Genomic DNA, 18,773 nt, shown 5'->3' with positions numbered 1-18,773 from the left:
CACCGCACCGGCACGAGGTCGGCCGACGGCGAAACGCCCTCGGCCGACCTGCTCGGCCACTACAGGCCCCGATAGACGTCTTTGCGCCAGCCGATCTTCACCACGAGGATCACCAGTACGCCGTTGTCCACCCGGTACGCGACCCGGTACCTGCCGACGCGCAGACGGAACAGGTCCTGGTGGCCGGACAACTTCTTCACATCCAAACCCGGAGCGTAAGGGTCGTCGCCCAGCGCCGTGAGGGCCGTCAGAATCCGCATCGCATCCGGCCGCTCAATGGCCCGGAGTTCTCGACGCGCCGAGTCCAGGAACCGGAAGCGGTACTTCACTTCGCGTCGTCTTCGAAGAGGTCGGCGAGCACCTCCGCCATGGTGAAGGTCGGCTCGTCGGTTGCCAGCCTCGCCTCTGCTTCGCGGGCCAGGATCTCGTCCTCGGCCGCGTCGAATGCCTCCACCATGGACAGCGGCACCAGGGCGGCGGCGGGCGCGCCGTCTCGCAGGATGATCACCTGCTCACCGGCTTCCGCTTCGCGAATGTGAGCGGCCAAGTTGGCACGCAGCTCCCGGATGCTGATCTCCGACATACCGAAAGTGTACACGCGTACGTGTACACAATCGGCTGTCCAGTCAGTCCAGCGAGACGTAGACCTCCACCGACGCCGGGCCGGTGTAGCGCTCGACCTCGGCGGTGTGCGAGCGGGTGATGGTGCCCGCGTTCTCCGCCTTCGCCACCTGCGCCCACGCGGTGCGCAGCAGGTCGTAGGGCTTGTCGGCGACGACGAACTTGGCGTAGCGGCCCTGCGGGATGATGGTGAGCACGTCACCGGGGTCCAATTCGTCCATCCCGCCGATCTCGTAGCCGAGCACGGCGACGGCGTGATCGTTCTGGCCGATGTAGGCGGCCACCCGCGGCACGTTCTTCTCCCGCGCCAGGTACCGATCCCACGTGAAGTTCACCAGGTCGAGGTCACGCGCGGTCACCTCGCGGCCGGCCAGCGGCACGGTCAGGCCGGCGACCATGCTCTGCGGCAGAGTGACGATCTCGAAGTCCACTGTCTGTTCCTACCCGTTGCCCTGATCGTCTGCCAATGCCACGAAGACTTCCACCGTCCGTGCGTCCGGATAGTGTTCCCAGTCGCCGGTATAGGCCCGCACGAGCCGCCCAGCGGCCTCCGCGTCCCAGACCGCTCGCCAGATGCTCACGATGGTGTCGCCGAGGTTGTCCCCGCTGGCGATGAACCGGGCGAAGCGCCCGGCGGGCACCCGGGCCAGCACGTCGCCGGGCTGCAGGTCGGCCAAGCTGTGGCAGCGGTAGCCGACGATGTGGGTCAGGTACGAATTGATCTCCGGCGCGTGGTCGACATATGCCGTGGTCGGCGGCCCGGGTAGCTTGCGGGCCAGGTTGCGCTTCCACGCCTCTTCGACTTTCGCGCGGCGCGGTCCCTCGACCGCGAGCGCGGGGCTGCGAAGCACTGTTCCCGCCACCAGCGTCTCGGGTTGGTCAACGACATTGAAATCCACCGGCGTAGCCCCTATGTCTCGTCTGTCCTCAATCGGCGTCGCTCCCGGTGCCCTCCATGGTGCGCAGGCTACCGCCTCCGGGCCCGTCGCTCGCGCCGCGCTGTCGTCGCTCGAGCGCATATCCTTCCGCATCGTTTCCGCGGTTTCGGCGTCGGCCCGTTCCGACGCACTCGCTGTTCGCTCTCACTCTGGCAAACGATGCTGCCATGTCATGCGTTCCTCCGGGCGACGGAAGGTCACAGCATCATCGCTATCCAGGAACCGGAATGCTCAGCCCCGGGAAAATCTCCACCTCCCTGGGCGGTTGGGGGCTGGACGGGATGATGACGGCGGGTTCACGCTGCGGAGACTGCTGCGGTGGATTCAGGATGTCGTAGGGCCCGCCCGATGGCGGCTTGCTCGGACTGGGCCGGCCCGGGGCCTGCGTGCCGGGGAACTGTTCGATCGGGGTGCCCTCCAGCGCGTCGTCCATGACCTGTTTCCAGATGTCGGCGGGCAGGCCGGAGCCGTAGATGTCGGCTCCGCGCGCGGTGCGGATCGGCTGTGACTGCTCGGTGCCGATCCATACCGCCGTGGACAGCGACGGGGTGAAACCGATCATCCACGCGTCCTTGTTCAGGTCGCTGGTGCCGAGCTGCGTGGTACCGGTCTTCGCGGCCGAGGGACGGTTGTTCTTCAGCGCGTGCCCGTTGGAGTAGGCCGCGATGGGAAGCATTGCCTCGGCGGTGTTTTCCGCGATCGTCCGGGAGATACGTTGCTCGCCCGCGGGCGGTTGCTCGCCGACCTTGTCGCCGCCCCGATCCAGGAGCACCCGCCCGTCACCGGTCACCACTCGCTGCACGAAATAGGGCTGGTGGTAGACGCCCGACGCGCCGATCGTGGCGTAGGCGGAGGCCATATCGATGGGGCGAACCGAGTACTGCCCCAGCACGATCCCGTTCAGCGGTCGCCCGCCCTCCTCGGTCAGGGTCTTGCCCGGCACGCCCGGCAGTTCCTTCGGGATGCCCGCCGCGTGCGCCGCCTCCGCGATGGCCTGCGGACCGTCGGACATCGTCATGGTCAACCGGTAGAAGCTGGTGTTCAGCGAGCGTTTCAGCGCCTCGGCCATGGTGCACTTGCCGCACGACTCGCCGTCGACGTTGGTGATCCGGGTGCCCCGGTCGGTCACCGGGGAGCTGTCCAGCACGCGGGACAGCGGGATGCTCTGCTGCTGCGCGGCGATCGCCGCGAAGACTTTGAACGCCGAACCGGTCTGCAACGGCGCCTGCGCGAAGTCGAAACCGAGGCCGTCATAGCCGCCGAAGTACGCGCGCACCGCTCCGGAACGCGGATCGATCGATACCACCGCGGCGCGCAATTCGGGTGGCTGCGCACCGAGCCGGTCGCGCACCGCGTCCAGGACCGCCTGCTGGGCCCTGGTGTCGATGGTGGTGGTGATCTGCAACGCGCCCTTGTTCAAGTCGCGTTCGCTGATGCCGGAGTCGCGCAACTCGCGCACCACCTGGTTGCGGATCAGGCCCTCCGGACCGCGGGCCACGTCCTCGTCCGGAATCCGGGTCAGCGGGATGATCGGCGGAAAGGTGGCGGCGTCGCGGTCGCCGGGCGCCAGCACGCCCATCTCGACCATGCCGTCGAGCACGTAGCGCCAGCGCGCCTTCAGATCCGCGAGGTGGGTTTCCGGGTCAAGGATGGAGGGCGTCCGGATCAGCGCCGCGAGCACCGCGCCCTCCGCGAGGGTCAGCTGGTTCACCTGCTTGTCGAAGTAGACCTTGGCCGCCGCGGCGATGCCGTAGGAGCCGCGCCCGTAGTAGATGGTGTTCAGGTACGCGGCGAGGATGTCGTCCTTGCTCCACTGTCGCGCCATCTTCGCCGCGATGATCAGCTCCCGCAGCTTGCGGGTTACCGTGCGCTCGGAGCCGAGAAACGCGTTCTTGACGTATTGCTGGGTGATCGTGGAGCCGCCGCCCGCGTTGTCCTTCCCGAGCAGATTGTCCCGCACGGCGCGCAGGAAGCCGGAGGTCGAATATCCGGGATTGGTGTAGAAATTGCGGTCCTCCGCCGACAGCACCGCGTCGCGCACCGGCCGCGGCACCTCGGACAATGGAACCGGCGTCCGTTTCCCATCCGGCGGAACGATTTTCGCGAGTACCGTGCTGCCGTCGGCGGCGAGGACGGTGGCGATCTGATTCGTCTGCACCGCGTTCGGATCCGGTATCTCGGCGCTCCAGTACGCCAGGACGGACAGCAGCGCGGGCACCACGCCGAAAAGGATGAACAAGGCGAGCAGTAGGCGGCGGAAGCGTTCGGCCCTGCTCCGTGGTGGACGATCCGGCTCCGCCGGGCGCGGAGCGGGCAGCCGCGATTTCCGGCGGGCCGCCGCGCGTTCGCGTCGTGCCCGCGCGTTCCGCTCCGTCGCACCCGGCCGCTCCGTCCAGCCCGCGATCGAGGCATACGGCGCGGTCGGAGGTCCCCCCTTGGCGCCGCGTCTACGTTCTCGCGGTCTGCGGAACGAGCTCACGATCATCTCCTCCCGGGAGCGTCGGACGAACTCACCTGCACGAACGAACGGAAAAGAGCGTCGAACGCAGAGTTTACCCCGCTCGTTCCCCACCGGCTTTCCACTTTCCGGACGATCGACACGCCGTACCCGAGCGCGTTCTCGGTTCGTCGAGTCCCAGAAGGCCGCGGAAGATGACGCCACCGCGACCCTTAGGCCGAGTGGTTGGCACCTGACGCAACCAGATAGCCCCAACTACTGGTTTCGAGCGAAGCGAGACCGAGCATGTGCCGTTCGCGGCCCGGCTCGTGTTCGGGCGGCCGCCGCGTAGGCGACGAAGGAGCAAGCGGCGGTCGCCCGAACACGAGCCATCAAGGGGCCGCGAACACGCAGCGCCGCAGGCGCTGCCAAAAGATTCAGCTCTTGACGCCGCCCGCGGTCAGGCCGGAGATGATGCGGCGCTGGAAGAGCAGGACCATGATGACCAGCGGGATGGTGACGATCGTGCCCGCCGCCATGATCGCGGCATACGGCTGCACCAGCGGGTTGTTGCCGGAGAAGCGGGCGATCGCGACGGTGACCGGCTCGGTCTTGTCGCTGGAAAGCAAACGGGCGAGCAGGTATTCGTTGACCGCCGCGATGAACGCCAGGATCGCGGTGGTGAACACGGCGGGAGCGGCCAAGGGCAGCATCACCAGGCGGAAGGCTTGCAGTTTGGTGGCGCCGTCGATCCGCGCGGCTTCTTCGAGTTCCCAGGGCAGTTCGGTGAAGAAGGACGCGAGGATGTAGACCGTCATCGGCAGTACGAAGGAGATGTTCGGGATGATCATCGCCTGGTACCGGCCGATCCAGCCGAGGCTGGTGAAGAGCTGGAACAGCGGGGTCACCAGGACGACGACCGGGAACATCGAGGCGCTGAGGATCAGGCCGGACACCACGTACTTGCCGCGGAAGGTGAGCCGGGCCAGCGCGTACGCGGCCATCACGCCGATCGCCAGCGCGATCACCGTCGTGATGGAACCGATGACGATGCTGTTGACCAGCGCCTTGCCGAAGTCGTTGCCGCGGCTGGTGTCGAACGCGTTGCGGAAGTTCTCCAGCGTGACGTGCGTCGGCCACGGGGTGTTGTCGAAGGTGTAGTCGGGGTCGCGGAACGCGGTGACCGCCATCCAGTAGAACGGCGCGAGACCCCAGACGAGCACGATCAGCGCACCCAGGTACACCCGCGCGGAGCCGAGGCGCTTGGTCCACGGGATCGGCTGGGCGGCGGACTCGTCGGTCACCGGCTTCTGCACCGTCTGCACGGACATCAGTGCGCCTCCCGCTGTTCTTCCTGGGTGCGAACCGCGTTGGCGCCCAGCACCTTCACCAGCACGAACGCCACGGCGAAGATCAAAAGGAAGGTGATCGTGGACAGCGCGGCCGCACTGTTGGGGCCTTGCCGGACCTGATCGACCACCAGAATCGACACCGTCCGAGTGGACGGATTGCCCAGCGTCATGATCGCGGGCAGGTCGAACATCCGCAGCGCGTCCATCGTCCGGAACAGCACCGCGACCAGCAGGGCCGGTTTCAGCAGCGGCAGCGTGATCTGGGTGAACCGCTGCCAGGCCGACGCGCCGTCGACGCGCGCCGCCTCGTACACGTCGGCCGGGATCACTTGCAGGCCGGCCAGCAGCAGCAGCGCCATGAACGGCGTGGTCTTCCAGACGTCGGCCGCGATCACCGCGAACCGGGACGGCCACGCGTCGGAGGTCCACAGGATGTGCGTGCCGAGGACGCGGTTGACCACGCCGTCGTACTGGAACATGAACTCCCACAACCGCGCGGTGACGGCGGTCGGGATGGCCCAGGGGATCAGCACGGCCGCGCGCAGCAGCGCCCTGCCGCGGAAGGTCTTGCCCATCACCATGGCCATGCCGAGGCCGAGCGTCGCTTCCAGCGCGACGGTCACCACCGTGAAGAACAGGGTGGTTCCGATGGCCAGCCAGAACTGCGAGCCGAGGTTGCCGGTCGGGCAGGCCACCGTCTCGCCGGTCGCGACCTGGCACTGTTGCAGCAGCCAGTGTGTGTAGTTGGCGAATCCGGCGTTGCCGCCCTCGACGAACATGCCGGTCGCCGGGTCGAGCCCCGGGTCCTTCTGGAAGGACATCCACAGCGCCCGGATCACGGGGTACCCGATGACGACCGCGAGCGCGATCAGCACGGGCGTGACGAACAACCAGGCTTTCCCGGCGCGTCGCAGTTCCAGCGCCAGGTTGGCGGCCAAGCCGCGTCTGGCCGGAACGAACTCGTCGTCTTTCGGCACGCTAGTCGCCGTTCCCGAAGGATCCGACACCGTTTCTCTCCTGCGGGTTCGTCGGGTCCGTTGCGCTCAACCGCTCACGATCCGGCGGTTTCGATGCCCTTTTGCATGCCGGTGATCGCGTCGTCGACGGACTTGGTTCCGTTCAACGCAGCATAAGCGTTGTCCTGGATGGCCTTGGACACCGCCGGATAGAACGGCGTCACCGGGCGCGGCACCGCGCTGGCGATGGAGTCCTTGAGCGCGGGCAGGTACGGCATCTTCGCGATCAGCGCCGGGTCGTCGTACATCGACGCGCGCACCGAGGGCAGCGCGCCCGCGGCGACGATGTGCTGCGCGTCCTCGCTGATCAGGAAGCGAAGGAAGTCCAGCGCGGTGGCCTTGTTCTTGGAGTACGCGCTAATTGCCGCGTTGTAGCCGCCGAGCGTGGAGGCGCCGACGCCGTTCTCGCCGGGCAGCGGGGCGACCGCGAACTTGTCCTTCACGGCGGAGGCCTCGCCGCCGACGTCACCGAAGGTGGACGGCCACGAGCGCAGGAACATCAGCTTGCCCTGTGCGAAGGCGTTGCTGGACTCCGGCTCCTTGAAGGTGATGGCCTCTTTGGGGATGTCGCCGTTGTTGTAGGCGTCGACCAGGACCTTCAGCCCGGCGCGGGACTGCGGGCTGTTCACCGTGGGGGTCTTGCCGTCGGCGCCGACGAAGCTACCGCCGTAGGCGTTGATCACCTCGGCCGCGTTGACCGTCAGGCCCTCGTAGGGGGCGAACTGGCCCGCGTAGCAACCGATGTTCTGCTGGCGCGCGATGGGGCATTGGGCCAGCAGTTCGTTCCAGGTCTTGGGCGGGTTCGGCACCAGGTCCTTGCGGTAGAACAGCAGGCCGCCGTTGGTGTTGCGGGGTGCGGCGTAGAGGGTGTTGTTGTAGGTGGCGCTGGCGACCGGCGGGGAGAGCAGCGCGCTGGTGTCGATGGCGAAGGAGTCCTTCAGCGGCTGGATCCAGCCCTTGGCGGCGAACTCGGCGGTCCACGGCACGTCGAGGGCGACCACGTCGTAGTTCGACTGCTTGGAGCGCATGTGCTCGACCAGGTCGTCGTACTGCTGCGAGGCGTCGTTCGACTGTTCCTTGAAGGTCACCGGCTCGTCCGGGTGCGCGGCGTTCCAGCGCTCGATCAGCTGCTTGACCGCGCCGGTCTCGGTGGTGTCCTTGCCCTCGACGTAGGTGATCGGGCCGCGACCGGTGAGGTTCTGGCTGGTCGGGCTGCCGCCGCTGTCGCTGGAGCAGGCGCTGGTGAACGTCGCGGTCAGCAGCCCGACCGAAGCGACCGCCACCGCGGCCCGTGGCACGAGCGACGAACGTAGGGACGTCACCTTCTTAACAGCCATCGCAAACACTCCAGGATCATTCGTGAGCGGCAGCACACCCTGCCGGTGCACAAGGCAAGATACATGGTGTCGATCCAGCGTGCGGGACGGTGGCGCGAAGTCGAGCCCGCGCGGCGGCGGGGCGGTGCGCTCGAGTCGGCGCGGTGCCGCGGTCGGGCCTTGTTCGGCTGAGCCCACTAGGCTGGGCGCGATGTCTTCGCCGAACGCGGTTCCCGATCGGATGCTCACACGCATCGGTGGGCTGCTGCGCAAGGCCGAATCGACCGACAACGAGCATGAGGCCGAGGCGTTTCTCGCCGCTGCTCAGCGGCTGGCGACGAAGTCGTCCATCGATCTCGCGGTGGCGCGGGCGCATATCGCGGGGCGTGAGCGCAGGCCGACGCCGGTGCAGCGGATCATTCCGATCGGCGAGCCGGGCAAACGCGGGTTGCGTACCTACGTTCAGCTGTTCGTCGCGATCGCGGCGGCGAACGACGTGCGCTGCGATGTCGCCCGGACTTCGACGCAGGTCTACGCCTACGGGTTCGACTCCGATATCGATACTTGCGAAGCGCTGTACGCCAGCCTGCTCGTGCAGATGGTGCGCGCGTCCGACCAGTACATCAAATCGGGCGCGTATCGATCGGCCACGGTCGAGAAGATCGTGGTGGAGAAGCGGTGGGGTCGCCAGGTCCGGCGGCGGGTGCAGGCGCCCGTCGCGGGTGTGACGGCGCGCCTGAATTTCCAGATGGCGTTCGCCGCGCGGATCGGGCGGCGGCTGGCCGAGGTGAAGGCGGAGGTCGAAGCCGAGGTGTTGCCGCGGGACGCCGATGCGGCCGGGACCGCGCTGGCTCTGCGGAACAAGGAAATCGAGCTCACCGACTTCTACGCGAAGACCTCGGAGGCGCGCGGCACCTGGCGTGGGCCGCAGGCGTCGGCGGGGCATTCTGCCGCGGCACGGGCGGCGGGGGACCGCGCGGGCAGGGCCGCCCGGATCGGAACCTCCCCCGAACTCCCCGCTGCCCGTGCGAGGTTGACCTCCTCTGAGGGCAGCAGTTGACCAGCGTGAACAGCACGGGCGGTGGGCGAGGCGGCCATAACCGCGTGCCCTCGGCGCGAGCGGGCGATCGGCTGCTGCTCGCCGCCGCGCGACCGGTCGTGCGGCGATGACCGTGCGCGACAGCCAGCGCGCCAAGGTCTACGACGCCGAGCAGTTGGTACGCGGGGTGTTCGATCGTGCGGACGAGCACGGTGCGCGCACCGTCGAACTGTACGGTTCGCAGCTCACGCTGCCGATCGAGCGCCGCTTCGCCTCGGTGGAATCCGTACAGAGTTATACGGACAAGGTGCTGGCGCTCAATTGGGTACGGGCGCGCTGGGAGCGGGCCGCCGTGGCGGTGCGCGTCCGCTCGCGCGCCGGGGCGACCGCCGCGCACTACGAGGCGGCCGGGAACGTCCTGGCGGTTCCGCTGCACACCGGCGGCACCGCCTGGGCGCTGCGCGAACTGGTGATCCTGCACGAACTGGCGCATCACTTGGAGTCCGCGCCCGGGTCGGTGGCCGCGCACGGCCCGGAATTCTGCGACCGGTACGTCGAACTCGTCGACGGCGTCGTCGGCCCGGAAGCGGCGTTGCTGCTGCGCACTACGATGCTCGGTTGTGGCGTGCGGATCGGCTGAGCCCGCCGCCGCCTATCCAAAGCCATCCCCACCGTTCCACCCAACGGCTTCGGACGCGACAAGGTGCCGATGCGCGTGAAGGTCGGTGGCCTCGATTCGACCGCCACCGTGCCCGGCCGACTCCACGGCTGGGCACGCTGCACCGACGGCAGCTGGGTCGGCTTGGTCGAGCTACTTACCGCACGGTCACGCCGATCGCCACGGCAGGAGCCGACGAACCGCCTTTCGTCCCGAGGTGATGTGCGGGGGTTGCGACATCAGGGAATCCTTGCCCCGAATACACCACCCGAACGCCACCCACCGGTCGTCGTCATCGACGATCACATACTCTTCGGCGCCCCCGAGAATGATCGCCTCGACCGCCGCGGCCGCCTGGGACGGCTTGTCCTCGAATTGGATTTCGTAGTCGGCGACGGCGCGGACGCACCAGCCCGTTTCGATGCGCACCGCGGCGTCGCCCATATCCACCAGTTCGATGTGTGGATTGGCCCCGCGTGCTTCGGCTTCCGTGGACGAGGATCCGCTGGAGAGCACCAGGGTGCCGGGATTCGAAAATATCTGGATGGCGTAACGCTCGGCGATGGCAAACACCTCCGAGCAGAACATCTCCCATTCCGTCCCACTCACCCCGGCCTCCCAGCCCACTCGAACCTTGCCCGCCTCGGCACTACTTACCGCACGGATTCACCACCGTGTCCGAGTACTTCCACGCCGAGGATTGAGAGGGTACTCCCCCGTACACGCCGCCCCCGCGAGCAGCCGTCCGGTACTCTCCGTCCGCGCAGGTGGTGGCACCTTGGGCAACGATTTTGGTCCCCGCGGTGGGTTTGGTGGCCTCGTTGTGACCGCCAGCGACCCGCTTCCAGCTCCCACCCTCCTTGCGCTGGAGTTCGACATCGATGTACAGCGAGTCGATGTCCGCCGTGCACTTGATACTGCCCTTTCCGACGATGTCGGTCGGCGTGCCCTTGGAATTGTGCGGATTCATGGCCTTCACGGCGTCCACGTGGCAGTTCGCGTTGCCCGGCCCGGGCGCCGCGTCGGCGGCGGGCAATGCCACACAAGTAGTCATCAAGACCGTCAGCACCCCACCCGCGATCGTCCCGATGTTCTTCGCGTACTTCGTCATCGCTTACCCCCAGTTGAATCTTTGGTTCTTCATCTGGTTGGACGTCGAAGCACCCCGATCGGTTCCATCGTTCAGCGAATTCTTTTCTCCGCCCTCCGCCCTCCGCCATCGCCCGAACCCGACCCAGCACATCGGGATACCACCGCAGATGCGCACCCCGTTGAGATCGATTGCCGCCCCAATCATCCAGGCCGCTTTGTACTTTGAGAGAGCAGCGCACTGACGCGAGCCAAGCGATCCTGCCACCATGCGGTGCGCTCGGCGTCGGGGTGGCGATGGCTCTCCAGCAGTTCCGGTTCCGGCTCGGGTGGGGTGCGCAGGACGGGGAGGTAGCCGTCGACCGCACGCAGGGATCCCCGCGTCACGTCACCGATGAGCAGGCTCAAAGTGCCGAGGCCACAGGCGAAATCGAGTTCCGGGAGCGCGCCGGCCAGCGCCAGTTGCGCGGCGAGCCCGACACTGGTCTCCAGAGCGGAGGAGACCACACAGGGGAGTCCCGCCGCCTCCGCCACTTGCAGGGCGCGGCGAACGCCGCCGAGCGGCGTGCATTTGAGCACGGCGATATCCGCGGCGCCGGCGACCGCGACCCGCAGCGGGTCATCGGCGCGGCGGATGGATTCGTCGGCGGCGATGCGCACGTCGACACGGCGGCGCACCGCGGCGAGTTCCTCGATGGTCCGGCACGGCTGTTCGACGTATTCCAGGCCACCTGCGGCCTTATCGATCCGCTGGATATCGCGCACGGCCGTGTCGACATCCCAGACGGCGTTCGCGTCGACCCGGATCGCGCCGTTCGGGCCGAGGGCGTCGCGTACCGCCTCCACCCTGGCCAGATCCTCCGCGAGCGAGTCGGGATGGTCGGCGACCTTCACCTTGGCGGTGCGGCAGCCGGACCTGGCCACGATCGCGTGCGCCTGCTCCGGGTCGACGGCGGGCACCGTGCAATTGAGCGGGATGCGATCCCGGACCGGCTCGGGCCAGCCCGTTGTCACCTGCTCCAGGGCGGTGGCCAGCCAGGCGGCGGCTTCGCGGTCGTCGTATTCGGGGAACGGACAGAACTCGCCCCACCCGAGGGGCCCCCGGATCAGCATCCCTTCCCGCACCGAGATGCCACGGAAGCGGGTGCGCATCGGGATGGCGTAGACGACGTTCTGCGCTGCGGAGTCGCTCATCGCCGACCAGCTTAGGCGGCTACGGGGCCCATCGCGGGATTGCGCAGGCGGACTCGAGTAGTTTCCCGGAGTCGGCGAGACGCGCTGGAGGGGATCGTTGGCGGCATGGTCCACACCCCGCAGCCTTGGCCGCCGCACGTCGCGCCCGCATCGCCGCCCGCCGGGCACCGGCCGGTGCGGACCTGGGACGTCGTGCTCGCCATCGTGCTGTACTGCGTAGCGGCCGTCCTCGGCTCCGCCGCCGCTTACTTCACGCTTTTCTTCGCCTTCGCCAGCGATCCATGCGGGACGGACAACTGCCGTACCGACTATCTGGGCTGGGCGTTCGCGGTGTCCTGGGGTGGAACCGCGCTCGCTGTCGTCGGGGCTACGGGGATGCTCATCCTGGCCGCGATCAAGCGCTGGTACATGTGGTACTGGCCGGTGCTGGCGATCGTGCTGATCGTGCTCTCGTTCGCCGGAGGCGTCGCATTGGCTTCCCAGGTCTACACCGGCTCTTGAGATGCCGTGCGGCCGACGGCCGGTCATGCTGATCGCATGGCGCGCAACATCCGGCAGCGAACGACCGACGCCCTGCGTGTCGCGCTGGGTACGGTGATCGTGCTCGGATTCGGCTGGCTGATGGCCTCTTTCGTGCCGCTCTACGATGTGCTCGCACGAGACGGCCGCGACGGCCGCGGCGTCGGATACCTGCCGTGGGCGCAGGTCGTCGCCTGGGCGGGCATCGCGGCGTCGGTGCTCGCCGCGATCATCTCGGTGATCGAGAAAGTGCGCGACCGACGACCGATCGCCTGGACCCCGCTCATCGCGGTCCCCTTGATCCTCGAATCCTGGCTGATCGGTTTCTTGATCGCGGTCGTGCTGGTGTCGTATTGAATTTGCCGCGCCTTCGCGCGGCGTGTTCGCGGCCCCTTTGTGGCTCGCGTTCGGGCGACCGCCGCTTGCTCCTTCGTCGCGTACGCGGCGGCCGCTCGAACGCGAGCCGGGCCGCGAACGGCGGATGCTCGGTCTCGCTTCGCTCGAAAGTCGTGGTCGAGGTGCGCTGGTGGCGTCGGTGGTGAAGCTTGCTGATCAGGGCGCGCGGTGTGGTGGTTGTGTCGGTTCGATCGACCGCCGCTGTGTTGCTTCGTCGCGTACGCGGCGGCCGCGCAAACGCGAGCCGGGCTGTGTGATCTTCCAGCGCCTGCGGTAAGGGTGTTCGCGGGCCGTTCGGAGTTCGCGAAAGCGGTTGCTCGAAGACGTAGTCGCGGTACGCCGGAGGCGTTGCGATGAAGCTCGCGGCCATTGCGGCGCGGTTCGGAGCCGCTGACCACTCGAATCAACCGATCTACGCGCCCGCCACGCAGAGGCGAACCTGGGCTGTGTTTGTTCGCAGCGCCATCGGAGCTGGCCTGGTCGAAGACGCTGTCGAGCCGCTTATTTCGGCGGCGCCCGAAGCCACCGGGCTGCGTGCTTTGTATCGAACTGTACGGACACGCAGCGCCGGTGGCGATATGGGTCAGCTCAGTCGTTCCACGATGGTGGCGTTGGCGAGGCCGCCTGCCTCGCACATGGTTTGCAGGCCGTAGCGGGCGCCGCGGTCCTGCATGGCGTGCACGAGCGTGGTCATCAGGCGGGCGCCGGAGGCGCCGAGGGGGTGCCCGATGGCGATCGCGCCGCCGTTGACGTTGACCTTCGCCAGGTCCGCGCCGGTGTCGTGGGCCCAGGCCAGCACCACCGGCGAGAACGCCTCGTTGATCTCGACGAGGTCGATGTCGGACAGCCGCAGACCCGCGCGCTGCAGGACTTTCCTGGTCGCCGGGATCACCGCGGTGAGCATCAGCAGCGGATCGTCGCCGGCCACCGCGAAGCTGTGCAACCGGGCGAGCGGCTTCAGGCCGAGCTCCTTCGCGCGCTCGCTGGTCATGATGAGCACCGCCGCGCTGCCGTCGCTGACCTGGCTCGCGGTCGCCGCCGTGATCTCCCAGCCGATTTGCGGGAAGCGGGCGGCCATGGCCGGGTCGTAGTACGCGGGACGCAGTGCCGCCAGCGTCTCCAGCGTGCTGCCGACCCGGATGCCCTCGTCGGTGGCGAGCCCGTTGATCGGGGCCAGCTCCCTGGCGAACAGGCCGTTCTTGGTGGCGAGCGCGGCCTTTTCGTGGCTGGCGAGCGCGAACTCGTCCAGCTGGGTGCGGGTCAGTCCCCACTTGGCCGCGATCAGCTCCGCGCTGATGCCCTGCGACACCAGGCCCTCCGGGTAGCGCTCGGCGAAGCCGACGCCGGAGATGTCGTCCGAACCGACCAGGTTGGAGCCCATGGGGATCCGGCCCATCGACTCCACGCCCGCGGCGACCACGATGTCGTAGGCGCCCGCGATCACGCCTTGCGCGGCGAAGTGGATGGCCTGCTGGCTGCTGCCGCACTGCCGGTCGACGGTGGTCGCCGGGACGGATTCGGGATATCCGGCGGCCAGTGCGGCCCGCCTGGTCATGTTCGCGCCCTGCTCGCCGAATTGGGTGACCACGCCGCCGATCACGTCGTCGATGAGTGCGGGATCGATGCCGCTGCGGTCCACCACCTCGCGCAGGCTGTGGGCCAGCAGGTCCACCGCGTTGACGTTGTGCAGTGCGCCGTTCGGTTTGCCTTTGCCGATCGGGGTGCGTACCGCTTCGACAATCACCGCGTCTCTCATGGTGCTTCCTTCCGGACCGAGAGCCCGGCCACCATGCCTGGCTCTATCAACACATAGTCAGACTACCTCTGGCAATAGTTAAGGCAAGTCAGCATCGGTATGATGTCGGTCATGGCAGCAGTGATGGAAGGACCGTTGGCCGATCTCAGCGCCTGGAAACCCGACGAATGCTCGATCGCGAAGGCGATGGACATCATCGGCACGCGCTCGGCGGTGCTCATCCTGCGCGAGGCGTACTACGGCACACGGCGGTTCGACGGGTTCGCCAGCCGCGTCGGCATCACCGACGCGGCGGCCGCGGCCCAGTTGCGCAAGCTCACCGAGGCGGGCTTGCTGACGAAACGGCCTTACCAGGAGGAAGGCAAGCGCACCAGGCACGAGTACGTGCTCACCCGGATGGGCCGCGATCTGCTGCCCGCCGTGCTGGCGCTGATGCAGTGGGGCGACACCTACCTGCAACCGGGGGCGGCTCCGCTGCTTCTGGTCGAGGAAGCGACCGGCGCACCGGTGCGGGTGCAGGTGCGCAGCGAATCCGGTCGCGAGATCGAGCTGGAGGAACTGGGCGTGCGACTCAACGAGGACTACGCGCGGCAGCGGCGCGCACGCCGTCGATCGGACGCGACGGACTGATGCCCGCGCCGGACAGGCGCGCCGCCGACCGGCGACGGCGCGACTGGCCGAGCAATGTGAGCGGCTTATCCGTGGGTACGAGCCGAGAACCGAAGTCGTGCGGCCCGCGCGTCCACGGAGGGCCGAGGAGCGCGCCCCTCGGCGGCGCTCAGTTGAGCCTGCGTCCTTCGGTGTCGAAGAAGTAGACGTGCTCGGAGTCGGTGGCCAGCCGCAGGCGGGTGCCCTTCGCGGGCGGGTTACGCCAATCCGCCCGCGAGACGATGGTTTCGCCCGCGCCGTCGGTCCCGCCTTCGGCGATGGTGCGGCCGTAGATGTAGGCGTCGGAACCGAGTTCCTCCACCACGTCGACCTCCATCTCGATGCCGGAGCCGTCGCCCAGCTCGAAGTGTTCCGGACGGATGCCGACCGTCACGGTGTTGCCCGCCTCGTCGGCGACGGTGCGCGGCAGCGCGATCGCGTGCCCGCCCAGTTCTACCCGGCCGTCGGTGACCGGCAGCGTGAACAGGTTCATCGCAGGCGAACCCATGAACCCCGCGACGAACACGTTGGCCGGGTCGCGGTAGAGGTCGCGCGGCGTGGCGCACTGCTGCAGCAGGCCGTCCTTCAGCACGGCGACCCGATCGCCCATGGTCATCGCCTCGACCTGGTCGTGCGTGACGTACACCGTGGTGGTGCCGAGCCTGCGCTGCAATTGCGCGATCTGGGTACGGGTCTGCACACGCAGCTTGGCGTCCAGGTTGGACAGCGGCTCGTCCATCAGGAACACCTGCGGCTGGCGCACGATCGCGCGGCCCATCGCGACGCGCTGGCGCTGACCGCCGGACAGCGCCTTCGGCTTGCGATCCAGGAAGGGCTCCAGGTCGAGCAGCTTGGCCGCCTCCAGCACCCGCTGCTCCTTCTCCGCCTTGGCGACCTTGGCCAGCTTCAGCGCGAAGCCCATGTTCTCCGCGACGGTCATGTGCGGGTAGAGCGCGTAGTTCTGGAACACCATGGCGATATCGCGTTCCTTCGGCTCGGCGTGCGTCACGTCGTTGTCGCCGATCAGGATGCGACCGCCGTTGACGTCCTCGAGACCGGCGAGCATGCGCAGCGAGGTCGACTTCCCGCAGCCCGAGGGGCCGACCAGCACGAGGAACTCGCCGTCCTCGATCTCCAGGTTCAGCCGATCCACCGCGGGTTTGACGGAGCCCGGGTAGAGCCGCGTCGCGTTGTCGAAGGTCACAGTGGCCATGACGAATTCACATCCCATCCCGGCAGGAACGTGCCGGACGATCCGAGTAAGGGTGCGGCGATCCTATCGGGCCGCCCGGCGACGGGCCACGTCAGCGTGCGCGTGCCTCGAAGAACGCGCGCGGGACGTCGACGAGCATGGTGTCGATCTGATCCTTGGTGACGCCGCGATCGAGCACGTAGGGGAACACGTCCTCGAACAAGTGGGTGTAATGCCACTGCGGCAGAGCCGCCATGGCGGCGGGCTCGATCCAGTCGATGTAGCAGCTCGCGTCCTGGGAGAGCACCATCCGATCGGTGTAGCCGCGGCGCACCATCTCGATCAGGGTGTCGGCGCGGGCTTCGAAGGTGGTGTCGAGGTTGATGCCGAAGCGGTCCATGCCGAGCACGAAGCCCGCGTCGGCGAGTTCGGCGAGGTGATCGCAGTCGGTGGTGTCGCCGCTGTGCCCGAGCACGATGCGGCCGGGATCGACGCCTTCCTCGTCGCACATCACGCGCTTCACATCGAGCCCGGCACGCGACTCCGGATGGGTGTGCACCGTGATCGGGACGCCGGTCTCGAGATGGGCTTTGGCGACCGCCCGCATCACCCGTTCCACGCCCGTCGTGAGCCCTTGCCGGTCGATCGCGCACTTGAGCATGCCCGCCTTCACCCCGGTGCCCGCGATGCCGTCGCGGATGTCGGCGACGAACATGTCGACCATCGGGTCGGGGACCTGCGCGCCGACGATCTCGTTCAGCGCGGGCCCGCGGTAGTGGAAGAAGAACGGGACATCGCCGTAGGTATAGATACCGGTGGCCACCACCAGGTTCACCGGCACCTGCTCGGCGATCCGCTGGATCCGGGGGATGTAGCGGCCCAGCCCGACCACTGTCGGGTCGACGATCGTGCGCACACCCGCGTCGTAGGCGACGCGCAGCCGGCGCACGGCGTCGGCGACGCGTTCTTCTTCGGAACCCCATTCGGCCGGATAGTTCTGCTGGACGTCCCCGGTGAGCACGAAAACGTGCTCGTGCATCAGTGTCACTCCGAGATCAGCGGTATCGATCGGCCCGCGCATGGTTTCCAGCATGGACACAGCGACTTCTCCTCATCTGAGCTGCGCATTCGCGGAAATGCTACGAACCGATATGTGAGGTGGGCCATAGTCGCGGGCACCGAAACTTCGTACAACTTTCGTGCGGAGCGCACGAAACTACCTCGCCCGGTCGCGGCTCAGACCGGTCGCAGCACCGCTGGTCCGAGCCAGCGCGCGGCTTGCAAGGCGAGATGCAGATGCAGCGTGCGGTCGTGATCGTCGAAGACGTCGCCGACCAGTTCGAGCGCCTGTCGCACCCGGTACTGGACGGTGTTGCGGTGCACCGCCAGCTCCTCGGCGGCGGCGGCGTAGCTGCGGTTGCTGGCCAAGAAGACGCGCAGGGTTTCGCGCAGCCAGAGATTGCGCTGGTTGTCGGTGGCGAGCTCACCCAAGCAGTCGGCCACGTAGTGGCGCAGTTCCTCGATGTCGCCGCCCAGGAGCGCGACGGCCGCCACCTGGTCGTGCGACACCGCGCGCGGCGCGCCGGAACCGGCGAGCAGCACGAGTTCGCGTACGCGGTCGGCTTGGCGCAGGCTCCGGCGGAATCCGGCCACGCCTGCGTCGCACCCGCCGAGCGCCACCCGCACCGGCAACGACATGGCCGACAGCGTGCGTTCGATGGCCCCGGCGTCGATCGTCGCGTCCTCGGCGACGGCGAACCACAGCCGGACTTCGCGTTCGTCGGTCGGTACCACCAGCGCCCGGCGCGGGTTGCCGAACAGTGGAACCAGCGCGGCGCGAACGGCATCGAGCACGTCCACCGCGGCCCGCGCCGAGAGCTGCGGCTCGGTCCAGGCGTTCACCGCGATGTGGCGGCCGGACAGCGGATAGCGCAGTACTTGCTCGGCTTGCCCGATGTCGTCGGCCGAGCCGTCGAGCACGCGCGCCACCCATTCCTGCCGCAGGGCGCCGCGGCTGCCCACCCACCGGTCGCGTTCCTGTTCGTAAGCGACGCCGACGTGCTCGCACACCCGATCGATGTACACCGCGCTGCGGTGCACGATCCGGATGATGGCCGCCGAACTGTCGGGACCGCCCAGTTCCACGGCGTAGCGCATCGCGATGTCGAGGAACCCGGCGTGCCCCACCCGATAGGCGCGAATCAGCGCGGACAGCGGGACGTCGCGCTGCGCGAGCGTGCGCGCGTACACCAGGGCCCGATCGGGGGCGTGCACGTCGTCCTCGGCGGCGTCGTTCTGCACGAAGTCGAGGGCGGACATCAGGTTGTCGGTGGTGCCCGCTTCGAACAGCCCCCGCAGCCGGGCGTCCGAGTCGAGCGTCACGACTTGCGCGCGCATCACCGCCGACAACTCGGCGATCAAATCGTCGCGATCGCGCAGCATCGTCGACACGACCGTGCGAACCACCTCGTTCTCGCCGCCGGTCACGCCGACACCTCCATCCACCGGCTTGGTCCCGCGTCCCCAACGTAGCCCGTGCCGGAGGCGCGGTGCGGCTGCCTGCGGGAACCCCCACCGCCCCGGTAGCCTCGGGGCGGGGCGG

The 18,773-nt window shown here is 68.1% G+C and carries 20 protein-coding genes; 5 read left to right on the top strand and 15 right to left on the bottom strand.

Annotated features, from left to right (window positions below; translation table 11 throughout):
* Nucleotides 1-59: 59 nt before the first annotated feature.
* From ABZ552_RS01630 to ABZ552_RS01595, 8 genes are all read right to left on the bottom strand, one after another.
* Nucleotides 60-329, bottom strand: coding sequence for a type II toxin-antitoxin system RelE/ParE family toxin (locus ABZ552_RS01630; protein WP_357435192.1), 270 nt, complete (start codon nt 327-329; stop codon nt 60-62).
* Nucleotides 326-583: a type II toxin-antitoxin system prevent-host-death family antitoxin gene (locus ABZ552_RS01625; protein ID WP_195081017.1), complete on the bottom strand. Its 258-nt coding sequence runs from the start codon at nt 581-583 to the stop codon at nt 326-328. Before ABZ552_RS01625 ends, ABZ552_RS01630 begins: the two co-directional genes overlap by 4 nt.
* A 43-nt stretch (nt 584-626) precedes the next feature.
* Nucleotides 627-1,052 (bottom strand): GyrI-like domain-containing protein, encoded by a 426-nt coding sequence (locus tag ABZ552_RS01620; RefSeq protein ID WP_039803156.1) that lies wholly within the window; start codon nt 1,050-1,052, stop codon nt 627-629.
* Between the two features lie 9 nt (nt 1,053-1,061).
* On the bottom strand, nt 1,062-1,520 hold the full coding sequence (locus tag ABZ552_RS01615; protein WP_159841243.1) for a GyrI-like domain-containing protein: 459 nt from the start codon (nt 1,518-1,520) through the stop codon (nt 1,062-1,064).
* A 250-nt stretch (nt 1,521-1,770) separates the two neighbouring features.
* On the bottom strand, nt 1,771-4,044 hold the full coding sequence (locus tag ABZ552_RS01610) for a transglycosylase domain-containing protein (protein WP_281876361.1): 2,274 nt from the start codon (nt 4,042-4,044) through the stop codon (nt 1,771-1,773).
* Between the two features lie 389 nt (nt 4,045-4,433).
* The gene (locus tag ABZ552_RS01605) at nt 4,434-5,327 is read right to left on the bottom strand and encodes a carbohydrate ABC transporter permease (protein ID WP_281876360.1); all 894 of its coding nucleotides are present in this window, start codon (nt 5,325-5,327) and stop codon (nt 4,434-4,436) included.
* Complete coding sequence (locus ABZ552_RS01600; protein WP_281881210.1) at nt 5,327-6,286, bottom strand: sugar ABC transporter permease; 960 nt, start codon at nt 6,284-6,286, stop codon at nt 5,327-5,329. The genes ABZ552_RS01605 and ABZ552_RS01600 overlap by 1 nt, the downstream gene beginning before the upstream one ends.
* Before the next feature lie 113 nt (nt 6,287-6,399).
* The gene (locus tag ABZ552_RS01595) at nt 6,400-7,701 is read right to left on the bottom strand and encodes an ABC transporter substrate-binding protein (RefSeq protein WP_159841247.1); all 1,302 of its coding nucleotides are present in this window, start codon (nt 7,699-7,701) and stop codon (nt 6,400-6,402) included.
* 190 nt (nt 7,702-7,891) lie between these two features.
* On the opposite strand from ABZ552_RS01595, the gene ABZ552_RS01590 reads away from it, so the two are divergent.
* A complete protein-coding gene (locus ABZ552_RS01590; RefSeq protein ID WP_281876359.1) occupies nt 7,892-8,740 on the top strand; it encodes a DUF2786 domain-containing protein in 849 nt (282 codons plus the stop codon).
* Nucleotides 8,741-8,846: 106 nt separating this feature from the next.
* Nucleotides 8,847-9,359 carry a TIGR04338 family metallohydrolase gene (locus tag ABZ552_RS01585; RefSeq protein ID WP_281876358.1) on the top strand — a complete coding sequence of 171 codons (513 nt, stop codon included), beginning with the start codon at nt 8,847-8,849 and terminating at the stop codon, nt 9,357-9,359.
* Between the two features lie 186 nt (nt 9,360-9,545).
* Here the strand turns inward: ABZ552_RS01585 and ABZ552_RS01580 are convergent, their stop codons facing one another.
* From ABZ552_RS01580 to ABZ552_RS01570, 3 genes are all read right to left on the bottom strand, one after another.
* Complete coding sequence (locus ABZ552_RS01580; RefSeq protein ID WP_281876357.1) at nt 9,546-10,004, bottom strand: hypothetical protein; 459 nt, start codon at nt 10,002-10,004, stop codon at nt 9,546-9,548.
* Between the two features lie 22 nt (nt 10,005-10,026).
* Entirely contained in the window at nt 10,027-10,488 is a 462-nt protein-coding gene (locus tag ABZ552_RS01575) for a hypothetical protein (protein ID WP_281876356.1), read from the bottom strand.
* Between the two features lie 182 nt (nt 10,489-10,670).
* On the bottom strand, nt 10,671-11,660 hold the full coding sequence (locus ABZ552_RS01570; protein ID WP_357435188.1) for an o-succinylbenzoate synthase: 990 nt from the start codon (nt 11,658-11,660) through the stop codon (nt 10,671-10,673).
* A gap of 105 nt (nt 11,661-11,765) precedes the next feature.
* Here ABZ552_RS01570 and ABZ552_RS01565 point away from each other — a divergent pair, with 105 nt between their 5' ends.
* Complete coding sequence (locus ABZ552_RS01565) at nt 11,766-12,161, top strand: hypothetical protein (protein WP_281876354.1); 396 nt, start codon at nt 11,766-11,768, stop codon at nt 12,159-12,161.
* 36 nt (nt 12,162-12,197) lie between these two features.
* The gene (locus tag ABZ552_RS01560) at nt 12,198-12,536 is read left to right on the top strand and encodes a hypothetical protein (protein WP_281876353.1); all 339 of its coding nucleotides are present in this window, start codon (nt 12,198-12,200) and stop codon (nt 12,534-12,536) included.
* Between the two features lie 622 nt (nt 12,537-13,158).
* Here ABZ552_RS01560 and ABZ552_RS01555 read toward each other — a convergent pair.
* A complete protein-coding gene (locus ABZ552_RS01555; protein ID WP_281916286.1) occupies nt 13,159-14,331 on the bottom strand; it encodes an acetyl-CoA C-acyltransferase in 1,173 nt (390 codons plus the stop codon).
* Between the two features lie 111 nt (nt 14,332-14,442).
* Here ABZ552_RS01555 and ABZ552_RS01550 point away from each other — a divergent pair, with 111 nt between their 5' ends.
* Entirely contained in the window at nt 14,443-14,961 is a 519-nt protein-coding gene (locus ABZ552_RS01550) for a helix-turn-helix domain-containing protein (protein WP_357435186.1), read from the top strand.
* Nucleotides 14,962-15,109: 148 nt separating this feature from the next.
* Here ABZ552_RS01550 and ugpC read toward each other — a convergent pair whose 3' ends face one another.
* The 3 genes from ugpC to ABZ552_RS01535 all read right to left on the bottom strand — a co-directional run bounded on the left by ugpC (nt 15,110) and on the right by ABZ552_RS01535 (nt 18,658).
* Nucleotides 15,110-16,192, bottom strand: coding sequence for a sn-glycerol-3-phosphate ABC transporter ATP-binding protein UgpC (gene ugpC / locus ABZ552_RS01545; RefSeq protein WP_281876350.1), 1,083 nt, complete (start codon nt 16,190-16,192; stop codon nt 15,110-15,112).
* A gap of 91 nt (nt 16,193-16,283) precedes the next feature.
* Nucleotides 16,284-17,270 (bottom strand): phosphotriesterase-related protein, encoded by a 987-nt coding sequence (locus tag ABZ552_RS01540; RefSeq protein WP_357435184.1) that lies wholly within the window; start codon nt 17,268-17,270, stop codon nt 16,284-16,286.
* Nucleotides 17,271-17,407: 137 nt separating this feature from the next.
* Nucleotides 17,408-18,658 carry a helix-turn-helix domain-containing protein gene (locus ABZ552_RS01535; protein WP_357435182.1) on the bottom strand — a complete coding sequence of 417 codons (1,251 nt, stop codon included), beginning with the start codon at nt 18,656-18,658 and terminating at the stop codon, nt 17,408-17,410.
* Nucleotides 18,659-18,773 lie beyond the last annotated feature (115 nt).

The sequence above is a fragment of the Nocardia sp. NPDC019219 genome, assembly GCF_040632645.1.
Classification (GTDB): Bacteria; Actinomycetota; Actinomycetes; order Mycobacteriales; family Mycobacteriaceae; genus Nocardia; species Nocardia sputorum.
Note: the sequence above shows the minus strand (reverse complement) of the source record. Positions and strands in the feature narration are given on the sequence as shown.